This window comes from Kurthia senegalensis (assembly GCF_000285595.1).
Taxonomy (GTDB): Bacteria; Bacillota; Bacilli; order Bacillales_A; family Planococcaceae; genus Kurthia; species Kurthia senegalensis.
This window is the reverse complement of sequence record NZ_HE611066.1, coordinates 66,467-84,198: the sequence shown is the minus strand read 5'-3', so window position 1 is coordinate 84,198 and position 17,732 is coordinate 66,467. Positions and strand designations below refer to the sequence as shown.

The 17,732-nt window shown below is 39.0% G+C and carries 13 protein-coding genes and 1 pseudogene; 10 read left to right on the top strand and 4 right to left on the bottom strand.

Annotated elements, in window-relative coordinates:
• From KSHG_RS16450 to KSHG_RS07760, 8 genes are all read left to right on the top strand, one after another.
• On the top strand, positions 1-1,704 hold a 1,704-nt coding region (locus KSHG_RS16450; protein WP_010304371.1), incomplete at its 5' end, for a suppressor of fused domain protein.
• A gap of 79 nt (positions 1,705-1,783) precedes the next feature.
• Entirely contained in the window at positions 1,784-3,268 is a 1,485-nt protein-coding gene (locus KSHG_RS17465; protein ID WP_010304368.1) for an SMI1/KNR4 family protein, read from the top strand.
• A 102-nt stretch (positions 3,269-3,370) separates the two neighbouring features.
• Entirely contained in the window at positions 3,371-5,254 is a 1,884-nt protein-coding gene (locus tag KSHG_RS07785; protein WP_010304366.1) for a suppressor of fused domain protein, read from the top strand.
• An 81-nt stretch (positions 5,255-5,335) separates the two neighbouring features.
• Positions 5,336-7,198: an ankyrin repeat domain-containing protein gene (locus KSHG_RS07780; protein ID WP_010304363.1), complete on the top strand. Its 1,863-nt coding sequence runs from the start codon at positions 5,336-5,338 to the stop codon at positions 7,196-7,198.
• Positions 7,199-7,279: 81 nt separating this feature from the next.
• Complete coding sequence (locus KSHG_RS07775; protein WP_010304360.1) at positions 7,280-8,542, top strand: ankyrin repeat domain-containing protein; 1,263 nt, start codon at positions 7,280-7,282, stop codon at positions 8,540-8,542.
• Positions 8,496-9,155, top strand: coding sequence for a suppressor of fused domain protein (locus tag KSHG_RS18755; protein WP_010304357.1), 660 nt, complete (start codon positions 8,496-8,498; stop codon positions 9,153-9,155). Before KSHG_RS07775 ends, KSHG_RS18755 begins: the two co-directional genes overlap by 47 nt.
• A gap of 91 nt (positions 9,156-9,246) precedes the next feature.
• Positions 9,247-10,734, top strand: coding sequence for an SMI1/KNR4 family protein (locus KSHG_RS17460; RefSeq protein ID WP_010304354.1), 1,488 nt, complete (start codon positions 9,247-9,249; stop codon positions 10,732-10,734).
• Between the two features lie 442 nt (positions 10,735-11,176).
• On the top strand, positions 11,177-11,782 hold the full coding sequence (locus KSHG_RS07760) for a hypothetical protein (protein WP_010304351.1): 606 nt from the start codon (positions 11,177-11,179) through the stop codon (positions 11,780-11,782).
• Between the two features lie 110 nt (positions 11,783-11,892).
• Here the strand turns inward: KSHG_RS07760 and KSHG_RS07755 are convergent, their stop codons facing one another.
• Together KSHG_RS07755 and KSHG_RS07750 are read right to left on the bottom strand one after the other, a co-directional pair.
• Positions 11,893-12,960 carry a copper resistance D family protein gene (locus KSHG_RS07755; protein WP_010304348.1) on the bottom strand — a complete coding sequence of 356 codons (1,068 nt, stop codon included), beginning with the start codon at positions 12,958-12,960 and terminating at the stop codon, positions 11,893-11,895.
• Positions 12,960-13,511 (bottom strand): copper resistance CopC family protein, encoded by a 552-nt coding sequence (locus tag KSHG_RS07750; RefSeq protein WP_010304345.1) that lies wholly within the window; start codon positions 13,509-13,511, stop codon positions 12,960-12,962. The genes KSHG_RS07755 and KSHG_RS07750 overlap by 1 nt, the downstream gene beginning before the upstream one ends.
• 542 nt (positions 13,512-14,053) lie before the next feature.
• Here KSHG_RS07750 and KSHG_RS07745 point away from each other — a divergent pair.
• The gene (locus KSHG_RS07745; protein ID WP_010304342.1) at positions 14,054-15,400 is read left to right on the top strand and encodes a GntP family permease; all 1,347 of its coding nucleotides are present in this window, start codon (positions 14,054-14,056) and stop codon (positions 15,398-15,400) included.
• A 55-nt stretch (positions 15,401-15,455) separates the two neighbouring features.
• Here the strand turns inward: KSHG_RS07745 and KSHG_RS07740 are convergent, their stop codons facing one another.
• Positions 15,456-16,301 (bottom strand): MurR/RpiR family transcriptional regulator, encoded by an 846-nt coding sequence (locus KSHG_RS07740; protein ID WP_010304340.1) that lies wholly within the window; start codon positions 16,299-16,301, stop codon positions 15,456-15,458.
• A gap of 95 nt (positions 16,302-16,396) precedes the next feature.
• Here KSHG_RS07740 and gnd point away from each other — a divergent pair, with 95 nt between their 5' ends.
• Complete coding sequence (gene gnd, locus KSHG_RS07735) at positions 16,397-17,293, top strand: phosphogluconate dehydrogenase (NAD(+)-dependent, decarboxylating) (RefSeq protein WP_010304337.1); 897 nt, start codon at positions 16,397-16,399, stop codon at positions 17,291-17,293.
• A gap of 185 nt (positions 17,294-17,478) precedes the next feature.
• Here the strand turns inward: gnd and KSHG_RS18000 are convergent.
• Positions 17,479-17,670 (bottom strand): annotated as a pseudogene (locus KSHG_RS18000) (DDE-type integrase/transposase/recombinase); the annotation flags it as partial.
• Positions 17,671-17,732 lie beyond the last annotated feature (62 nt).

The window sequence follows — 17,732 nt, the reverse complement described above, 5'->3', positions numbered from 1 at the left end:
GCGATTGTGAAATGGCTACTGGAAAGTGGAATGGATATCGATGAAGAATCCTTCCCTTATAAAGATACAGCCATCGTATCAGCTGCAGAAAAAGGACATTATGAGATGGTGCGCTATTTATTACAACAGGGGGCAACGATAAATTTTGAGTCCCCTCATCCCTATAAGGATGTCCTATTCAGTGCCATTCTTTCTGGAAATAAAGAGGTCGTTCAACTATTAATCGACCATGGTGTGGACACAACAATTCGTTATTTTGAACGAAAAGATGCTGAGCTGATGGCGAAAGAACAAAATCAAACGGAAATTTTAGCGCTCATTCAGGCCCATAATGCGACTTTACCAGACGATCATGTGCCGCGTACAACGCCTAAGGAAGTCTACGATGAAGAGGAAGACTATGAAGATGAGGAAGACTATGAAGATGAATACGAAGAACCATCTAGTCATGCGGTCATTCGTGCGGCTTTCGAAGAGATGTACGGTCCGATTCAAACGACCTATTATCAAAACTTCCCGTCTGAGGTACCCATTCAGACTCATATTATTGCCCCATCAACCAAACATCCGTATTATGTTTTATTTACAACAGGGATGAGTGACCGCGCGGTTGGCTATAACCTGTTATATGTGGAAAATATGATGAAAGTGCCGGCAGATTGGCTCGACGGGGATGTAGACTGGACAGACCGAGAAAAAATATGGCCGATTAATTGGTTAGTTAAATTAGCGTGTATTCCGCATGATGAAAGCGTTCAGCCGAATCGAGGGGTCATCGTCCCCAATAAAGGGGATTTAGCAGACCCGTACGGCATTGAAACCCATTTAAGTTGTATGTTAATTTCAGCGCCTACCGATTCAGATATTCAACACTTGCAAGTAGAAGGCGAAGACATCCGCATCGATGAACTGATACCGGTATATAAAGCCGAATGGCAGTATGCGGAAGCAAATGGTTATGCAGCCTTACAGGAAAAATTAGCAGCTTCAAAAGTACAGGAAGTCATTGATTTTCAACGACCTGCCGTTGTGGAGAAGCCGGTAGACGATGGGCAGCCTAATTCAAAAGTGGTGGCAAAGATAAAGAAAGCAGTAATAAATGCGGATAAAGTACGGGAGAATTTCGAAAAAGAGTATGGGCCGATTGCCATTCAAATGTCAAATTTATTAGAAGTAGAAAATCCGACGCTTACGATTACAGGAAACATTATTTATCCAACGAAAAAACATCCATATTATGTTGTTTTCACATTAGGTGTTAGTAATCATCTCCCGCCAAATGTGACGCACAATAGATCGTATGAAATGATGATGAAATTGCCTTTAGACTGGGTCGCTTCTGAAGAAGAATGGACACTTCCTGAAAAAAACTGGCCTCTACGCATGATGGCGGAATTTGGATATAGCGTACGTGAAAACATGCAGGATATTTATCGTTATACAACGTTTCCTATTGAAGGGAACGCATTAAAGATTTTATCGAATCACACAAAAATGACCCATTTATTAGCAAGAGAACCAAATGAACTTTCTATTTCTGGTACAGTTGTAGAAAAAGTTTTAATTGTAGCACATCAACTTATCCCCATTTATGAATCTGAAATGGATTATGCGGAAGGGGTTTATGCAGCTGATGTACTACGGTTGTTAGAAAAACAACAGGCAGATCATGTATTAGTGGTGAATCGACCACCGTCTATTTAAAAAAGAGGCGAAGAAAATTACGTTTCTTTTTGTATTAGTAGAGCAATTACATAGAGAAGATAAAAGGGGATTTAGAACGATGATATTCAATCAATTTGACTGGTCCGAAGTAAAAGAACCCGCAACACCGCAAGAAATTAAACAAGCAGAAGAAGAATTACAAGTGAAACTGCCAGCAGATTTCCTTGATGAAGCAATCCCTTATTTTGGCGCCTATTTGGAGCAAAATGTTACGTGGGATGGACTTTCTTTTTCACAGTTATTAACGATTCCTTCAAAGGATGCACCTTATATAGCAACATTTAAAGTAGCGAAAGATAATTATGTAGAACAAGGAAGAATGCCAACAGAATTAGTCCCTTTTGCTGCAACACCTGGTGGTGACTATTTCTGTTTTGATTACGTAGACGGTCCTGAAAATCCAACCGTGGCCTATTGGACGCATGACGGTTCCGATTCGATTGAAAATTTAATGGAGGATGACGGCCTGACGGAAGAGGAGGCTGTTGCTCATTTACGTGAGCACTCAACAAGCTATTTAGCGGCAAACTTTACAGAGTTTGCGAAAGATTTAATTACTTATGAGGAATATGAAGCACTCGAAAAGGCCGAATCAGAGGCAAGAAGAAAAGCTGAAGAAGAGAGAAAGGCGGCTTATGCGGCGTTACTTCGTACGAGTGAGCCAGGTTTTGAAAAGCTTCTTCCAGAACCGGTAGAGTATGAAGATGGGCATCCTGTTTTTGAGGGGAATAATTTATACTTTACCGCAACACTGCCCGAAGAACTCTATTTAGGCGAAAGCGATGTGCAGCTCGAAGAATGTTTCCGTCAACTCAAGGAAGCACTCGAAACAGGAGCGATACCTGCCTCCCGCTTTACACCGATGCAGCTACAGGATTTAGCGGCGGGTGCGCCGAAGCTAAAAGGTTTAGTTTGGCATCATCACAAAGAACCGGGGAAAATGCAGTTAGTCAATGCCTATGCGCATCTAGTAGTACACACTGGAGGTCGTTCGACGTGGGCACATGATCCTGACCCAACCAAATATAGGGTGGATCGCTCAGACATTGAGCAAACAGGCATTTATCGAACGGAGGAAAAAGATGCCTTAGAAGGCCTACGTGAGGTTGAACGTCAGTTAGAGGTCCGCTTTCCTAAGGATTTTATTCAATTCTTCCGTACAATCAACGGGGGCCGTTTTGAGCACCAACATTTTTTAAGTGTCGGCATCGAACTCTTTGTGGGCGATTTACTATCCTTTAATCCAGCAAGCGCGGATTATGTATTGGACTATGTGAAACGGATGGGCGACCATATGCCGGCGCCATTTGTGCCGTTTGCCTGTGATCCTTTTGGGAACCTATTTGGTCTTATTTATGCAAGGGAAAGTAAAAATGCTTTACCGGTAGGTGTGGCTTATTGGTTGCATGAAGGGGCATCGCCATTTAAACCATTAGCTGTACGATTAGGGAAAAGCTATGATGAGACAGCAAAAATTGTCTTTGAAAAACACACACGGTTGTGTTCTATCACCTTTACCTCGTTTGTAGAAAAACTTTATTAACAAAAAGACACGGAGAAATAAGTGTTTTTTTTGTGTATAATGTGGATAAATAACAAATAAATACCATTTCTTTCGTGAGAAAAACAAATTGGGGGCCTACATATGCAAGAAAATAAAACAGAAGAAAATTTAACCGTAAAAGTAAATAAAGCCATTAGAAATGGAGACCTAGCAACATTACAACAACTATACAATCAAAATGAAGAGATCTTTCATGCCTATACACCGGTTGGAACGGTTTTACATTTAGCAGCTGAGTATAATCAATCAGCTATTGTGAAATGGCTCATAGAAATGGGCATGGACATTGATATAGAAGATAAAAATTATGGCCATACACCGATAAGAAATGCAATATCAGAAGGGCATGTAGATTTGTTTAAAGAAATGTTCCAATTAGGTGCCAAGATTTATTTTGAAAATCCAAAACATCCTCACCAAGACCCATTATTCGGGGCTATTCTGGCAGGAAGTAAAGAGATGGCGCAATTATTAATCGACCATGGCGCAGATACGACGATTCTATATTTTGAACGAAAAGATGCCGAGTTGATGGCGAAAGAACAAAATCAAACGGAAATTTTAGCGCTCATTCAGGCCCATAATGCGACTTTACCAGACGATCATGTACCTCGTACAACGCCTAAAGAAGTCTACGATGAAGAGGAAGACTATGAAGATGAGGAAGAGGATTATGAAGAGGAAGAAGAATACGAAGAACCATCTAGTCATGCGGTCATTCGTGCGGCGTTCGAAGAGATGTACGGTCCGATTCAAACGACCTATTATCAAAACTTCCCGTCTGAGGTACCGATTCAGGCGCATATTATTGCCCCATCAACCAAACATCCGTATTATGTTTTATTTACAACAGGGATGAGTGATCGTGCCGTTGGGTATAACCTGTTATATGTGGAAAATATGATGAAAGTGCCGGCAGGTTGGCTCGACGGGGATGTAGACTGGACAGACCGAGAAAAAATATGGCCGATTAATTGGTTAGTTAAATTAGCGTGTATTCCGCATGATGAAAGCGTTCAGCCGAATCGAGGGGTCATCGTTCCGAATAAAGGGGAGTTAGTTCACCCGTATGGCATTGAAACCCATTTAAGTTGTATGTTGATTTCGACCCCTACTGATTCAGACATCCAACGCCTGTCTATAGAAGGCGAAGACATTCGCATCGATGAACTGGTACCGATATATAAAGCGGAGTGGCAGTATGCGGAAGCAAATGGCTATGCTGCTTTACAAGAAAAATTAACAGCGGCACAAGTACAGGAAGTGATTGATTTTCAACGTCCTTCCGTTGTGGATATGTCCGCAAGCGAAGTACCATCTAAACCAATTAAAAAACTTAAGAAACTGTCTAATTCGGAAACAATACGTCAGACATTTGAAAAAGAATATGGACCAATTGCGTTACAATTTACCGGTTTATTAGAAGAAAGCGACCCGGCTATTCAAATTAGTGGAAATATCATTTATCCAACGAAAAAACATCCGTATTATGTTGTTTGCACACTTGGTGTTAGTAATGATTTATCTATAAAAGAGCCCCATACACATGTTATCAGGGTAAACGAAATGATGATGAAACTACCACTTAATTGGGTCGCTTCTGAAGAGGAATGGACACTTCCTGAGAAAAATTGGCCGCTGCGTCTAATGGCGGAATATGGGTATCATGTTCGAAAAAATGAATTGAAAGTTAAGTCCTATACAACATTCCCAGTAGAAGGACAAGTAGCAGCAATTCTTTCCGAATATACAGAAATGGACCATCTTTTAGCTAGGAAGCCGAGGGAAAAGGATGTTTCTGGTGAAGTGAATGAAATGTTTTTTATCTCAATTAATCAACTCATTCCGATTTATGAATCAGAAATGAATTATGCGGAAGGGATTTATGGTGTGGATTTGATTCACTGCTTAGAAAAACAACAGGCAGATAATGTATTAGTTGTGAATCGACCACCATCTATTTAAAGAAGACACGGAGAAACCCGTGTTTTTTTGTGTATAATGGAGATAAATGACAAATATCTATTGAAAATAAAGAGGGACACAATGAAAAATAATCATAATAACGATTCAGAATTAGTTATTACAAAACAAATTTATGCCGCCATAATAGAAGGTAATGTAGAGGAAGTTAAAACACTAATTAAAGGAAATCCAGCGCACCTTTATGAAGACGTGGTTACAGGTAGCTGGTTACATTTGGCAGTGAGAGAAAATCAATTAGAAATAGTAAAATGGTTAATAGATTTTGGATTAGATGTTAATGTGGCAAATAAAAATCGTGGAGGCACAGCATTATCGATTGCTGCTCAAGAAGGACATTATGAGATGGTCAAGTATCTTCTTAAACGTGGGGCTAATGTGAATTTTGAACCGCCTCATCCCTATAAGGATGTCCTATTCAGTGCCATTCTTTCTGGAAATAAAGAGGTTGTCCAACTATTAATCGATCATGGTGTGGATACGACAATTCGCTATTTTGAACGAAAAGATGCCGAGTTGATGGCGAAAGAACAAAATCAAACGGAAATTTTAGCGCTCATTCAGGCCCATAATGCGACCTTACCAGAGGATCATGTGCCGCGTACAACGCCTAAAGAAGAAGACGAGGGTGATGGCTATGAAGAGGAGGACCAATATGAAGAGGAAAAACCGGCAAGTCATGCGGTCATTCGTGCAGCGTTTGAAGAGGTGTATGGTCCTGTTCAAATGACCTATCGTGAAAGATTTCCTTCGGAAGTGCCAATTGAAGCGCATATTATTGCCCCGTCAACAGCCTATCCCTACTATGTATTATTTACAACGGGTATGAGTGATAAAGCACTAGGTTACAATTTGTTATATGTGGAAAATATGATGAAAGTGCCGGCAAATTGGCTTGACGGCGGGGCAGATTGGTCAGATAAAGAAAAAATATGGCCACTTAATTGGTTGGTCGAATTAGCGAACATCCCTCATAATGAAAACGTTCACCCCGAACGTGGGGTCATCGTCCCTAATAAAGGTGAGTTAGTTCACCCATATGGCATTGAAACCCATTTAAGTTGTATGTTGATTTCGACCCCTACTGTTTTGGACATCCAACGTCTGCCTATAGAAGGGAAAGAAATTCGTATCGATGAACTGATACCGGTATATAAAGCCGAATGGCAGTATGCGGAAGCAAATGGCTATGCCGCCTTACAGGAAAAGTTAACAGCGGCACAAGTACAGGAAGTGATTGATTTTCAACGTCCTTCCGTTGTGGATATGTCCGCAAGTGAGGTACCATCTAAACCAATTAAAAAACTTAAGAAACTGTCTAATTCGGAAACAATACGTCAAACATTTGAAAAAGAATATGGACCAATTGCGTTACAATTTACCGATTTATTAGAAGAAAGCGACCCGGCTATTCAAATTAGTGGGAATATCATTTATCCAACGAAAAAACATCCGTATTATGTTTTAGTGACATTAGGTGTGAGTAACGGTATCTCCCTTCTTATAACGAACAATGATGCATATGAAATGTTAATGAAATTACCACTTGATTGGGTCGCTTCTGAGGAGGAATGGACACTTCCTGAGAAAAATTGGCCGTTACGTTTAATGATGGAGTTTGGATATCATGTTCGGAAAAATATCATTGAAATTGATAGCTATTCAACGTTCCCAGTAGAAGGGAAAACAGCAACAATTCTTTCCGAATATACAGAAATGGACCATCTTTTAGCTAGAGGTTTGAAGGAATCTAGTATTTCTGCCACTTGGACTGGAGATTGTTTAGTAGGAATAAGACATCTTATTCCGATTTATAAATCAGAAATGGATTATGCAGAAGGTATTTATGGAGCTGATTTACTACGATTGTTAGAAAAACAACAGGCAGATAATGTATTAGTTGTGAATCGACCACCATCTATTTAAAGAAGACACGGAGAAATCCGTGTTTTTTTGTGTATAATGGAGATAAATGACAAATATCTATTGAAAATAAAGAGGGACACAATGAAAAATAATAATAACGATTCAGAATTAGTTATTACAAAACAAATTTATGCCGCCATAATAGAAGGTAATGCAGAGGAAGTTAAAACACTAATTAAAGAAAATCCAGCGCATCTTTATGAAGATGTGGTTACAGGTAGCTGGTTACATTTGGCAGTGAGAGAAAATCAATTAGAAATAGTAAAATGGTTAATAGATTTTGGATTAGATGTTAATGTGGCAAATAAAAATCGTGGAGGCACAGCATTATCGATTGCTGCTCAAGAAGGACATTATGAGATGGTCAAGTATCTTCTTAAACGTGGGGCTAATGTGAATTTTGAACCGCCTCATCCCTATAAGGATGTCCTATTCAGTGCCATTCTTTCTGGAAGTAAAGAGGTTGTCCAACTATTAATCGACCATGGTGTGGACACAACAATTCGCTATTTTGAACGAAAAGATGCCGAGTTGATGGCGAAAGAACAAAATCAAACGGAGATTCTGGCGCTCATTCAGGCCCATAATGCGACTTTGCCAGACGATCATGTGCCGCGTACAACGCCTAAAGAGGAAGACGAGGATGATGGCTATGAAGAGGAGGACCAATATGTAGAGGAACCCGAGGAGCCGGCAAGTCATGACGTAATTCGAGCGGCTTTTGAAGAAGTGTATGGACCCATTCAAACGACCTATCGTCACAAATACCCTTCTCAATTGTTTGTACAAGTGCACATCATTGCGCCATCAACTGCCTATCCTTATTATGTTTTATTTACAACGGGCATGAGTGACTATGCCATTGGGTACAACCTGTTATATGTGGAAAATATGATGAAAGTGCCGGCAGATTGGCTTGACGGCGAGGCAGACTGGTCAGATAAAGATAAAAAATGGCCTATTAATTGGTTGATTAAATTAGCAAATATCCCACATGCTGAAAAAAACCAACCTGAGCGAGGGGACATCGTCTCTAATAACGACGGCTTAGCTACCGTCTATGACATCGAAACCCATTTAAGCGGTATGTTGATTTCGGCTCCTACTGATTCGGACATCCAACGTCTGCCTATAGAAGGGAAAGAGATTCGCATCGATGAACTGGTGCCGGTATACAAAGCCGAATGGCAGTATGCAGAAGTAAATGGAAATGAAGCATTACAGGAAAAACTAGCTGCGGCACAAGTACAGGAAGTGATTGATTTTCAACGTCCTGCGGTTGTGGATATGTCCGCAAGTGAGGGACCATCTAAATCAATTAAAAAACCTAAAAAAACTGTCTAATTCGGAAACAATACGCCAACGATTTGAAACAGAGTATGGACCGATTGCATTTCAAATTACGGACTTAACCGTAGAAAGTAATCCTTCCATTCCAATTAGTGGAAATATCATTTATCCAACAAAGAAACATCCGTATTATGTTGTTTTCACGCTCGGTGTCAGCGATAATGTGTCTACAAAAGAGTCCACTACTTATTCGACTAAAGTAGTGGAAATGATGATGAAACTACCACTTAATTGGGTCGCTTCTGAAGAGGAATGGACACTTCCTGAAAAAAATTGGCCACTCCGTCTAATGGCAGAACTAGGGTATCACGTTCGGAAAAATTCATTGAAACTAGATGTGTATACAACATTTCCGGTAGAAGGGGAAATAGCGGCAATTCTTTCTGAGTATACAAACATGACGCATCTTTTAGCCAGACCTCCAATAGAAAATGATGTTTCTGCTGCATCGAATGAAAGATTCTTTATTGTCACTAATCAGCTTATACCAATTTATGAATCAGAGATGGATTATGCGGAAGGGATTTATGGTGTGGATCTTATTGATTACTTAGAAAAACAACAGGCAGATAATGTATTAGTTGTGAATCGACCACCATCTGTCTAAAAAAGACACGGAAAAATACATATTTTTTGTATATAATGGAGATAAATGACAAATACATACAAAAAAAGAAGATGGAAAGGATTTTTAGATAATGATATTCAATCAATTTGACTGGTCAGAAATAAAAGAACCTGCAACACCGCAAGAAATTAAACAAGCAGAAGAGGAACTACAAGTGAAACTGCCAGCAGATTTCCTTGATGAAGCAATCCCTTATTTTGGCGCCTATTTGGAGCAAAATGTTACGTGGGATGGACTTTCTTTTTCACAGTTATTAACGATTCCTTCAAAGGATGCACCTTATATAGCAACATTTAAAGTAGCGAAAGATAATTATGTAGAACAAGGACGTATGCCAGAGGAATTAGTGCCTTTCGCCGCAACACCTGGTGGCGATTATTTCTGTTTTGATTACGTGGAAGGACCTGAAAATCCAACCGTGGCCTATTGGACGCATGACGGTTCCGATTCGATTGAAAATTTAATGGAGGGTGACGGCCTGACGGAAGAGGAGGCTATTGCCCATTTACGTGAGCACTCAACAAGCTATTTAGCAGAAACCTTCACAGAGTTTGCGAAAGATTTAATTACCTACGAGGAATATGAAGCGCTCGAAAAGGCCGAATCAGAGGCAAGAAGAAAAGCTGAAGAAGAGAGAAAAGCGGCTTATGCGGCGTTACTTCGTACGAGTGAGCCAGGTTTTGAAAAACTTCTGCCCGAAGAACCGGTAGAGTATGAGAATCAGCACCCTGCCTTTAAGGGGAATAATTTATACTTTACCGCAACACTACCCGAAGAACTCTATTTAGGCGAAAGCGATGTACAGCTCGAAGAATGTTTTCGTCAACTCAAGGAAGCACTCGAAACAGGAGCGATACCTGCTTCCCGCTTTACACCGATGCAGCTACAGGATTTAGCGGCGGGTGCACCGAAGCTAAAAGGTTTAGTTTGGCATCATCATAAAGAACCTGGGAAAATGCAGTTAGTCAATGCCTATGCGCATTTAATAAGACACACAGGAGGCCGTTCGACGTGGGCGCATGATCCTAACCCGACCACATATACGATTGATCACTCAGGTATTGAGCAAACAGGCATTTATCGAACGGAAGAAAAAGATGCCTTAGAAGGTCTGCGCGAGGTTGAACGCCAATTAGAAGTCCGCTTCCCGAAAGATTTTATCCAATTCTTCCGTACAATCAACGGAGGCCGTTTTGATCACCAACACTTTTTAAGTGTCGGCATTGAACTCTTTGTAGGGGATTTACTATCCTTTAATCCAGCAAGTGCGGATTATGTGTTGGACTATGTGAAACGGATGGGCGATCGTATGCCGGCGCCATTTGTGCCGTTTGCTTGTGATCCCTTTGGCAATTTATTTGGTTTCATTTATCCAACTGGAAGTAAAAATAGCTTGCCAGTAGGTGTTACTTATTGGTTGCACGAAGGGGCATCGCCATTTAAACCATTAGCCGTGCGATTAGGGAAGAGCTATGAAGAAACAGCAAAAATTGTCTTTGAAAAACAAACACGTTTCTGTGCTTTTACCTTTACTGCATTTGTGGAACAACTTTATTAACAAATTCCGTCTATCAATTACATTTTAACTTTTGCTGTTTTATTTCCATTGTTAAAAAAATCGCGCTACTTTAGAAATTAAAGTAGCGCGATTTTAAGTTATTATTCAATTGAGTAAATAGTTTTTATGGAGTTCGTGTTGTTTTCGTAGAAATTGTCTCCAACTCTGCAATATGGCTTCTTAGTTGATGGATTGTACTAGAAGACTTAAGCAGCTCCAAATAGTTTTAAAATATTAATAATATCGACGATACCAAAGTTTGAACTGCGAAACGGCATTTTTTTGTCTCCCTATTTTACATTACGCATATGCATAATGATGGTACATATATCGGCGTTTGAAACAATCTTTGAGAGTCTAGGAATTTCATTTCTATTCTTCGTGAGAAATTGTATACTAGTTATAATAAAATATTATGGAACTGCAGTTAGGAGGGACCAAAATGGAGTACACGCTATCATTGCCACCATTTCAAATGAAAGATTTTCTCGATATGAACGAAGAAGAAGCGAAACAATTTTTTGATTGGTATGTTTCAGAAATACCGAATCGCATGCACATGCTTTACGAAGTAGCGAATCACCAAGTGTCGCTAGATTATACGAGAGGCTCTTTAATGCCACTTTTCCAATGGTATTTGGACCAGATTGAATTACATGAACTGTCAGAGTCGGACATTGCACTTATATTAGACAGTATTCGAGATGTTTCTGAAACAATATTTGATGAAGAAAAAGAATTACTGCTTGAAAATCCATATGAGGTTTCTGCTGATAATATTGATTTAGCTATGGACATTGCTATTTATTATGCGCAAACAATCATTCATCATTTTCCCGAAGTAAGATGGACGTATTTTACGTCGCCTCGCAATCATAGCGATTTGAATGAGCCTGTCTTATATTATAAATTTGGAGAAATTGAATATTTACGAAATCCGCGTCAATTGTTGCTCGTTCTACTTGAGGATATTAAAGATCAAAGTATCGAAGAGACGACATTGATGGAAATATTTGATATCGATTCCAAAGTAATTGAAAATATTTAATTAGCATAAAAAAGGCTGGAGTAGTAATAAGTTTCAGTCTTTTTTTCACGCATACATACAAAAAGAGTAGCATCTCGTTTCAGATGCTACTCTTTTTTATTGGCTATATTTTAAAGTAAAACGACACTTTTCATAACGAATAAGTAAACGCTGATCACGATGACGAACCCAATTAGTGTTGTGGCATAGACAGGTATTTTGCGAATTAAGAATGACATTAAGAATACACAAATGGCAACTGTTGCAAGAGATAAAAATCCGACAGCAGCACCAGAAAAGGCAAAGCTTAATATCGTGTCTCCTCCAACAGAAATACCTCCGTGAAGCCATTCAAAAACAGGCGAAATCATAGAATCTGTTAATTCATGGATAGGCGGTTGTTGCTGTGTGAAAATAGCTGTCACAATTAAAATACAAATTAAGAAAATACTTTCAGCACGTACCCAAGGGAATGGGTTGAATATATAATCTCTCTTAAGTAAAAATCGACCGATCACACTGTTGGCGAACGCTAAAAAGACAATTGGAATTAAGAAGAGATGTTTAATAAATAACCCTTGACCGTATGAAGTAATCCAAGAAGCGACATAACCGGGGATCAGAACGCCCATTAGTAATAAACCACTAATCATAATGACGAATAAACAAACGGCTGCTAAAATCGTAAACCATTTTAAGAAAGCGAGCCAATTTTTATCATTTTTTGAGAAGAAACTAACGACAAACAAAGTGCCGACCCAAGCAGACATAGCGAGTGTATGAATGAAGTCGTTAATAATTCCCGTTGTAAATTGGATAGAAGCTGTGTGCCTTGACCATGCCAGTGTTGCGATAATCAATGTCAAAATGAGTATGCTATAACGAGGGAAATTCCCTTTCGCTATGACTAAAATGAGCATGACTGAAAAGGCAACTGTCGCAATCCATGAAAGTCCAACTGTCGTCGATGTGATTGTTAGCATCGATGCTTGCCAAAAACCGAGGCGATTTTCTAAATGAATGATGACATCGAAGACTGGTATGAAAGCAGCGATGGGCAATAAGATTGCTGCAATGAGTAACGCTTTTTTCGGAACAGCTATGTCAGGACGAGCAGATGTGGGAACGCTTTTTAAAATAAAAGTTCCCATTAAAAACATTAAACAGACGTATAAAATAGCTTGTGAAAAGGCGAGCATTATTTTTTCCTAAATAGGAAGAACATGCCGGCAGCAATCAAAATAATAATCCCACCGAATACGCTAATCAACATGCCCGTTGAAGGACTTGTTACGTCTTCACTAGTGTCTTTCTTTGGCGTTTCTTTTACTTGTTCTTGTTTTTCAGTTTGTTTCTCTGCTGTTTTTTCTTCTGTCGTCGTTTTCACTTCTTCTGGTGCATTAACGGTGAAGCTATAATTACCTTCTAATGGATGTCCGTCTCCACTAATAACGTCCCAATCGACGGTATATTCATTATTTTCTAGCGGTTCTTCAAAAGTCGCCGTTAATTTTTCTTTGTTAATATCGATTTTTTCGATGGCTACTTTCTTTCCATCTTTTTCAGTAACTTCTATTGAACTACCTTTTTCAATTTTCCCTGCAAAAGATAAAGAAATCTCATCGAGTTGTGTCGTCACCGTTTCGCCGTCTTTCGGTGATGAGCTACTCATTTCAGAGTGTGCAAAAGCAGGTGTTCCCATTGTAGTTAACAAAGCTGCGAGTGCAGCAGCAGAAATAAAACGTTTCATAATAACTAATCGACTCCTTTAATGACTATATAATCCACTATCTATTGTACAAGAAAAGTATGATTAAGTTGTGAAGAATATTTCACATATTGCGTTCAAAATAAAAAAATAAATTATCTTTCAAAAAAAGGTTTATTTATATAAATACGGGGAACGATATAAGTAATAATGATGCAATCGCGTTTGTGCAAGACAAAGATTTTCAATTTTTGTTCGTAAGAAATACTAGCGCAAGTCGAGACTGTACTCAAATCTCGAGTTTAGAACGATTCACACAAGTTGCGGGACTTAACCACCACGTATATTTGTGTAAGCTTTTCAAGAAACATGAAAAAAGATTGACGCAACAAGATTTATTTAAAGATGTTTAATTTTTATTGCATCATTAGATGATTCACGAGAGCCGGCGCATTTGTCGGCTCTTTTTATTTTTTATATAGAAAAAATATTTCACAAAAGGGGTTGTGTAAAGAAAAAATAATTCATATAATAGATGTAATGAAAGTGCTTACAATTTTCAAAATAAATATGGAGGTGTAGTAATGGACATCTATCTACTTATCATTACGATCTTGTCGATTGCTTTAGTTGTCGTTGGTGTTTCGGTATTCAAGTGGCATGCATTTATTAGTTTACTAATGGCAAGTTTATTTTTAGCAATTTTTTCAGGTATGAATTTCACAAAAATCGTCGGTGCTTATGAGACAGGGGTAGGCGGCCAGTTAGGTCACTTAGTCGGTATTTTAGCTTTAGGTACTATTTTAGGTAAATTATTAGCAGAATCTGGCGCAGGTCTTCAAATCGCTAACTTCTTCATTAAAGTATTCGGTGAGAAAAAATTACCGTGGGCGATGTTTGCATCAGGTTTCATTATCGGTATTCCGGTATTCTTCGAAGTCGGTATTTTAATTTTATTACCATTAATTATTTCAATCCAACAATCTACGAAGAAAAACATTTTACTTATTGGTTTACCAGCAATTGCCGGTTTATCAATCGTTCATGGACTAGTACCTCCACATCCAGGTGCAGTAACAGCAATCCAAATTTATGGAGCTGACTTAGGACAAGTATTAATTTATTCATTAATTATCGCGGTTCCTTCTGGTATTATTGGTGGTCCACTATTTGCAAAATGGGTTGCAAAACGTGTGAAACCTGAAGGCGAGCCAGAATTATTACACGCTTCAAATGAAAAATTTGAAGATGATGCGCCCGTTATTACAACACCGAGCGTATTCGTTTCATTCTTCGCCATCTTATTACCCGTTCTTTTAATGGTTTTAGGAACACTAGCAAAACAAATTACGAAAAATGTAACAGGCCAAGAAGTATTAACGTTTATCGGTTCTCCATTAATTGCGTTACTAATCGGTGTATTTTACGCAACATACGTACTCGGTTATATGCGTGGACGTAGCCGTAAAACAATCAAAAAATTTGTGGAAGAATGTTTATTACCAGTCGGTTCAATTGCATTAATCGTTGGTGCAGGTTCAGGCTTCAAACAAATTTTAATCGATTCAGGTGTTGGTACGATGATCGGGGATATGGCACAAAATATGTCACTATCACCGTTAATCCTTGCATTCTTCATTGCAGGTTTAATTCGTGTCGCAACGGGTTCAGCAACCGTTGCTTTAACGACAGCAGCAGGTATTATTGCGCCAATCGTTGAAACAATGAGTGGTGTTAACCTTGAGTTACTCGTAATCGTAACAGGTGCAGGTTCATTAATGTTCTCTCACGTCAACGATGCAGGTTTCTGGATGGTTAAAGAATATTTAGGCTTATCTATTAAAGAAACATTTAAAACGTGGACAGCATTGGAAACAATTTTATCATTCACTGCCTTCGCTTTCGCTTTAATTTTAAATGCATTTTTATAATCAATAGAAAGAAGGCTGCCCAATATGTATTGGACAGCCCTCTGCTGTTTTTACATTATGTTCGCGTTTTTGCAATCGCTTTTCGTAAGTGATCGAGCGCGTCTTGACTAGAATCTTTATGTTTGATCATCACATTGACGAACAATGCATCAATAAGGCTTAGTTGTGCAATACGTGACGAGAGTGCTTCTGAACGGTATTCCGTTTCTTCAGAAGTCGTCAACAACGTAATCGTTGAGCGTTGTCCGATTGGTGATTTTGGAAAAGCCGTAATCGCAATAGATTGAGCGCCCGATTCTTCAGCCGTCTTTAAAATATTGAGTGTGTCACGGTTTGAACCAGAATGAGAAATGAGGATGGCGACGTCACGCTTTGTCATTTGAGAAGCAGCCATCAGTTGGAAGTGGGAGTCAATGAAAGCGAAACATTTGGCACCCGTTCTCATAAATTTATGGTAAGCATCCATTGCGATGACAGCGGATCCGCCTGTACCGAAGAAGTAAATATTTTCGGCTTCACATAACAGGTCAACTGCCGCTTCCATATCACGTGCTTTTACGAGTGATATTGTGTTTTCTAACGTTTGAATGTTTGACTTAAAGATTTTAGTTGTCACGGTATGTGCATCATCATCTTCATTGATTTCATCATAAATAGGTGGTGCAGGTTTCGTAATATCAGCGGCAAGTGAGATTTTCATTTCTTGGAATCCACCGAAGCCAATCCGTTTACAAAAACGGAAGACTGTCGCATCTGCAATTTGTAATTCACTTGCAATTTCACTGATTGTCGCATGAATAATTTTCTTTGGATTTTCTAAAACATAATCTGCAATCAGCTTTTCTTTTTCGCTAAGACGAGAATAGTTTGATTGGATTGTTCTCATAGTAGATTGGGGCATAAATGAGACTCCTTTAGTTTGAATTGTTAAGTATAGTATAACATTTTCGGCGTAAGAACGAAGATGACAACCCACAAAAGAAAGTAGGAATTAAAATGGAAATTGGTTTAATCGGATTAGGAAAAATGGGCTTTAACTTAGGTTTGAATTTATTAAAACACAATCACGGTGTAAATGCATTCGATATTAATGCAGACGCTGTAGCAAACTTTAACACACAAGGTGGTAAAGCTTTCACATCAATCGAAGAAGTAATCAATGCATTACCAAAACCACGTGTCGTATGGTTAATGGTTCCAGCAGGTGATATTACGAAAGCAACTGTTGCACAAGTTGCACCTTTACTGGAAGCAGGCGATATTTTAATCGATGGTGGGAACTCTCACTACAAAGAATCAACTCGCTTCGCAGCAGAATTAAAAGAACAAGGCATTCACTTCATGGACGTTGGTACAAGCGGCGGTACAGAAGGCGCATTAAACGGTGCGTGCATGATGATCGGTGGCGACGAAGAAGCATTCAGCCACATCCAACCATTCATCCAAGACATTTGTGTTGAAAATGGTTACGTATACGCTGGTAAAGCGGGTAGCGGTCACTTCTTAAAAATGATTCATAACGGAATCGAATACGGTATGATGCAATCAATCGCTGAAGGTTTCGAAGTATTAGAGAAGAGCCCATTCGATTTCAATTACGAACAAGTAGCACAAGTATGGAATAATGGTTCAGTTATTCGTTCTTGGTTAATGGAATTAACACAAAACGCTTTCTCTAAAGATGCTAATCTTGACGGAATCCGTGGTGTAATGAACTCTTCTGGTGAAGGTAAATGGACAGTAGAAACAGCTCTTGAATTACAAGCGCCAGTTCCTGTAACAACATTAGCTTTAATGATGCGTTACCGTTCTCAAGAAGACGATACATTCACTGGTAAAGTCGTTGCTGCATTACGTAACGAATTTGGTGGACACGTAGTCGTTAAAAAATAATTGCATATAATGAAGAAATAGACGTGGATAAAACGCTCGTCTAATAAAAAGAGTCGCCATGATTAATATCTGGCGACTCTTTTTGAATAAGTAGAGAAAAAAATTGAGATCAAATTAGTATGAGTGCATGAAAGAAATGATACGCGTCTGTAAAATGATTTCTAGTGACATAGGGTCTTAAGCAACTAATCTAAACCGTTGCTGCATGAATTCCTTTTTTTGATCATGTGCATAGCCTCTATCCTTGCAATAATTCGTTTGGCCGCTCGTAGGGACTTCAATCCAAGCATCCGGCGCATCCGTTTTTTTATAAAGCGATGATCCCGCTCTACGATATTGTTAAGATATTTAATTTACCTTAGTTGGATTCCTTCCGATATTCCCTTTTGAATCAACGGACAATATGAGATCATCTTTCTCGAATACACTATTTAAAGAG

Excerpts from the sequence above, each read along its gene's own strand:
- KSHG_RS07785 (WP_010304366.1), top strand. The coding sequence starts at position 3,371 with ATGCAAGAAAATAAAACAGAAGAAAATTTAACCGTAAAAGTAAATAAA.
- KSHG_RS17465 (WP_010304368.1), top strand. The coding sequence starts at position 1,784 with ATGATATTCAATCAATTTGACTGGTCCGAAGTAAAAGAACCCGCAACA.
- gnd (WP_010304337.1), top strand. The coding sequence starts at position 16,397 with ATGGAAATTGGTTTAATCGGATTAGGAAAAATGGGCTTTAACTTAGGT.
- KSHG_RS07745 (WP_010304342.1), top strand. The coding sequence starts at position 14,054 with ATGGACATCTATCTACTTATCATTACGATCTTGTCGATTGCTTTAGTT.
- KSHG_RS07780 (WP_010304363.1), top strand. The coding sequence starts at position 5,336 with ATGAAAAATAATCATAATAACGATTCAGAATTAGTTATTACAAAACAA.
- KSHG_RS07750 (WP_010304345.1), bottom strand. The coding sequence starts at position 13,511 with ATGAAACGTTTTATTTCTGCTGCTGCACTCGCAGCTTTGTTAACTACA.
- KSHG_RS07775 (WP_010304360.1), top strand. The coding sequence starts at position 7,280 with ATGAAAAATAATAATAACGATTCAGAATTAGTTATTACAAAACAAATT.
- KSHG_RS17460 (WP_010304354.1), top strand. The coding sequence starts at position 9,247 with ATGATATTCAATCAATTTGACTGGTCAGAAATAAAAGAACCTGCAACA.
- KSHG_RS07760 (WP_010304351.1), top strand. The coding sequence starts at position 11,177 with ATGGAGTACACGCTATCATTGCCACCATTTCAAATGAAAGATTTTCTC.
- KSHG_RS07755 (WP_010304348.1), bottom strand. The coding sequence starts at position 12,960 with ATGCTCGCCTTTTCACAAGCTATTTTATACGTCTGTTTAATGTTTTTA.
- KSHG_RS07740 (WP_010304340.1), bottom strand. The coding sequence starts at position 16,301 with ATGCCCCAATCTACTATGAGAACAATCCAATCAAACTATTCTCGTCTT.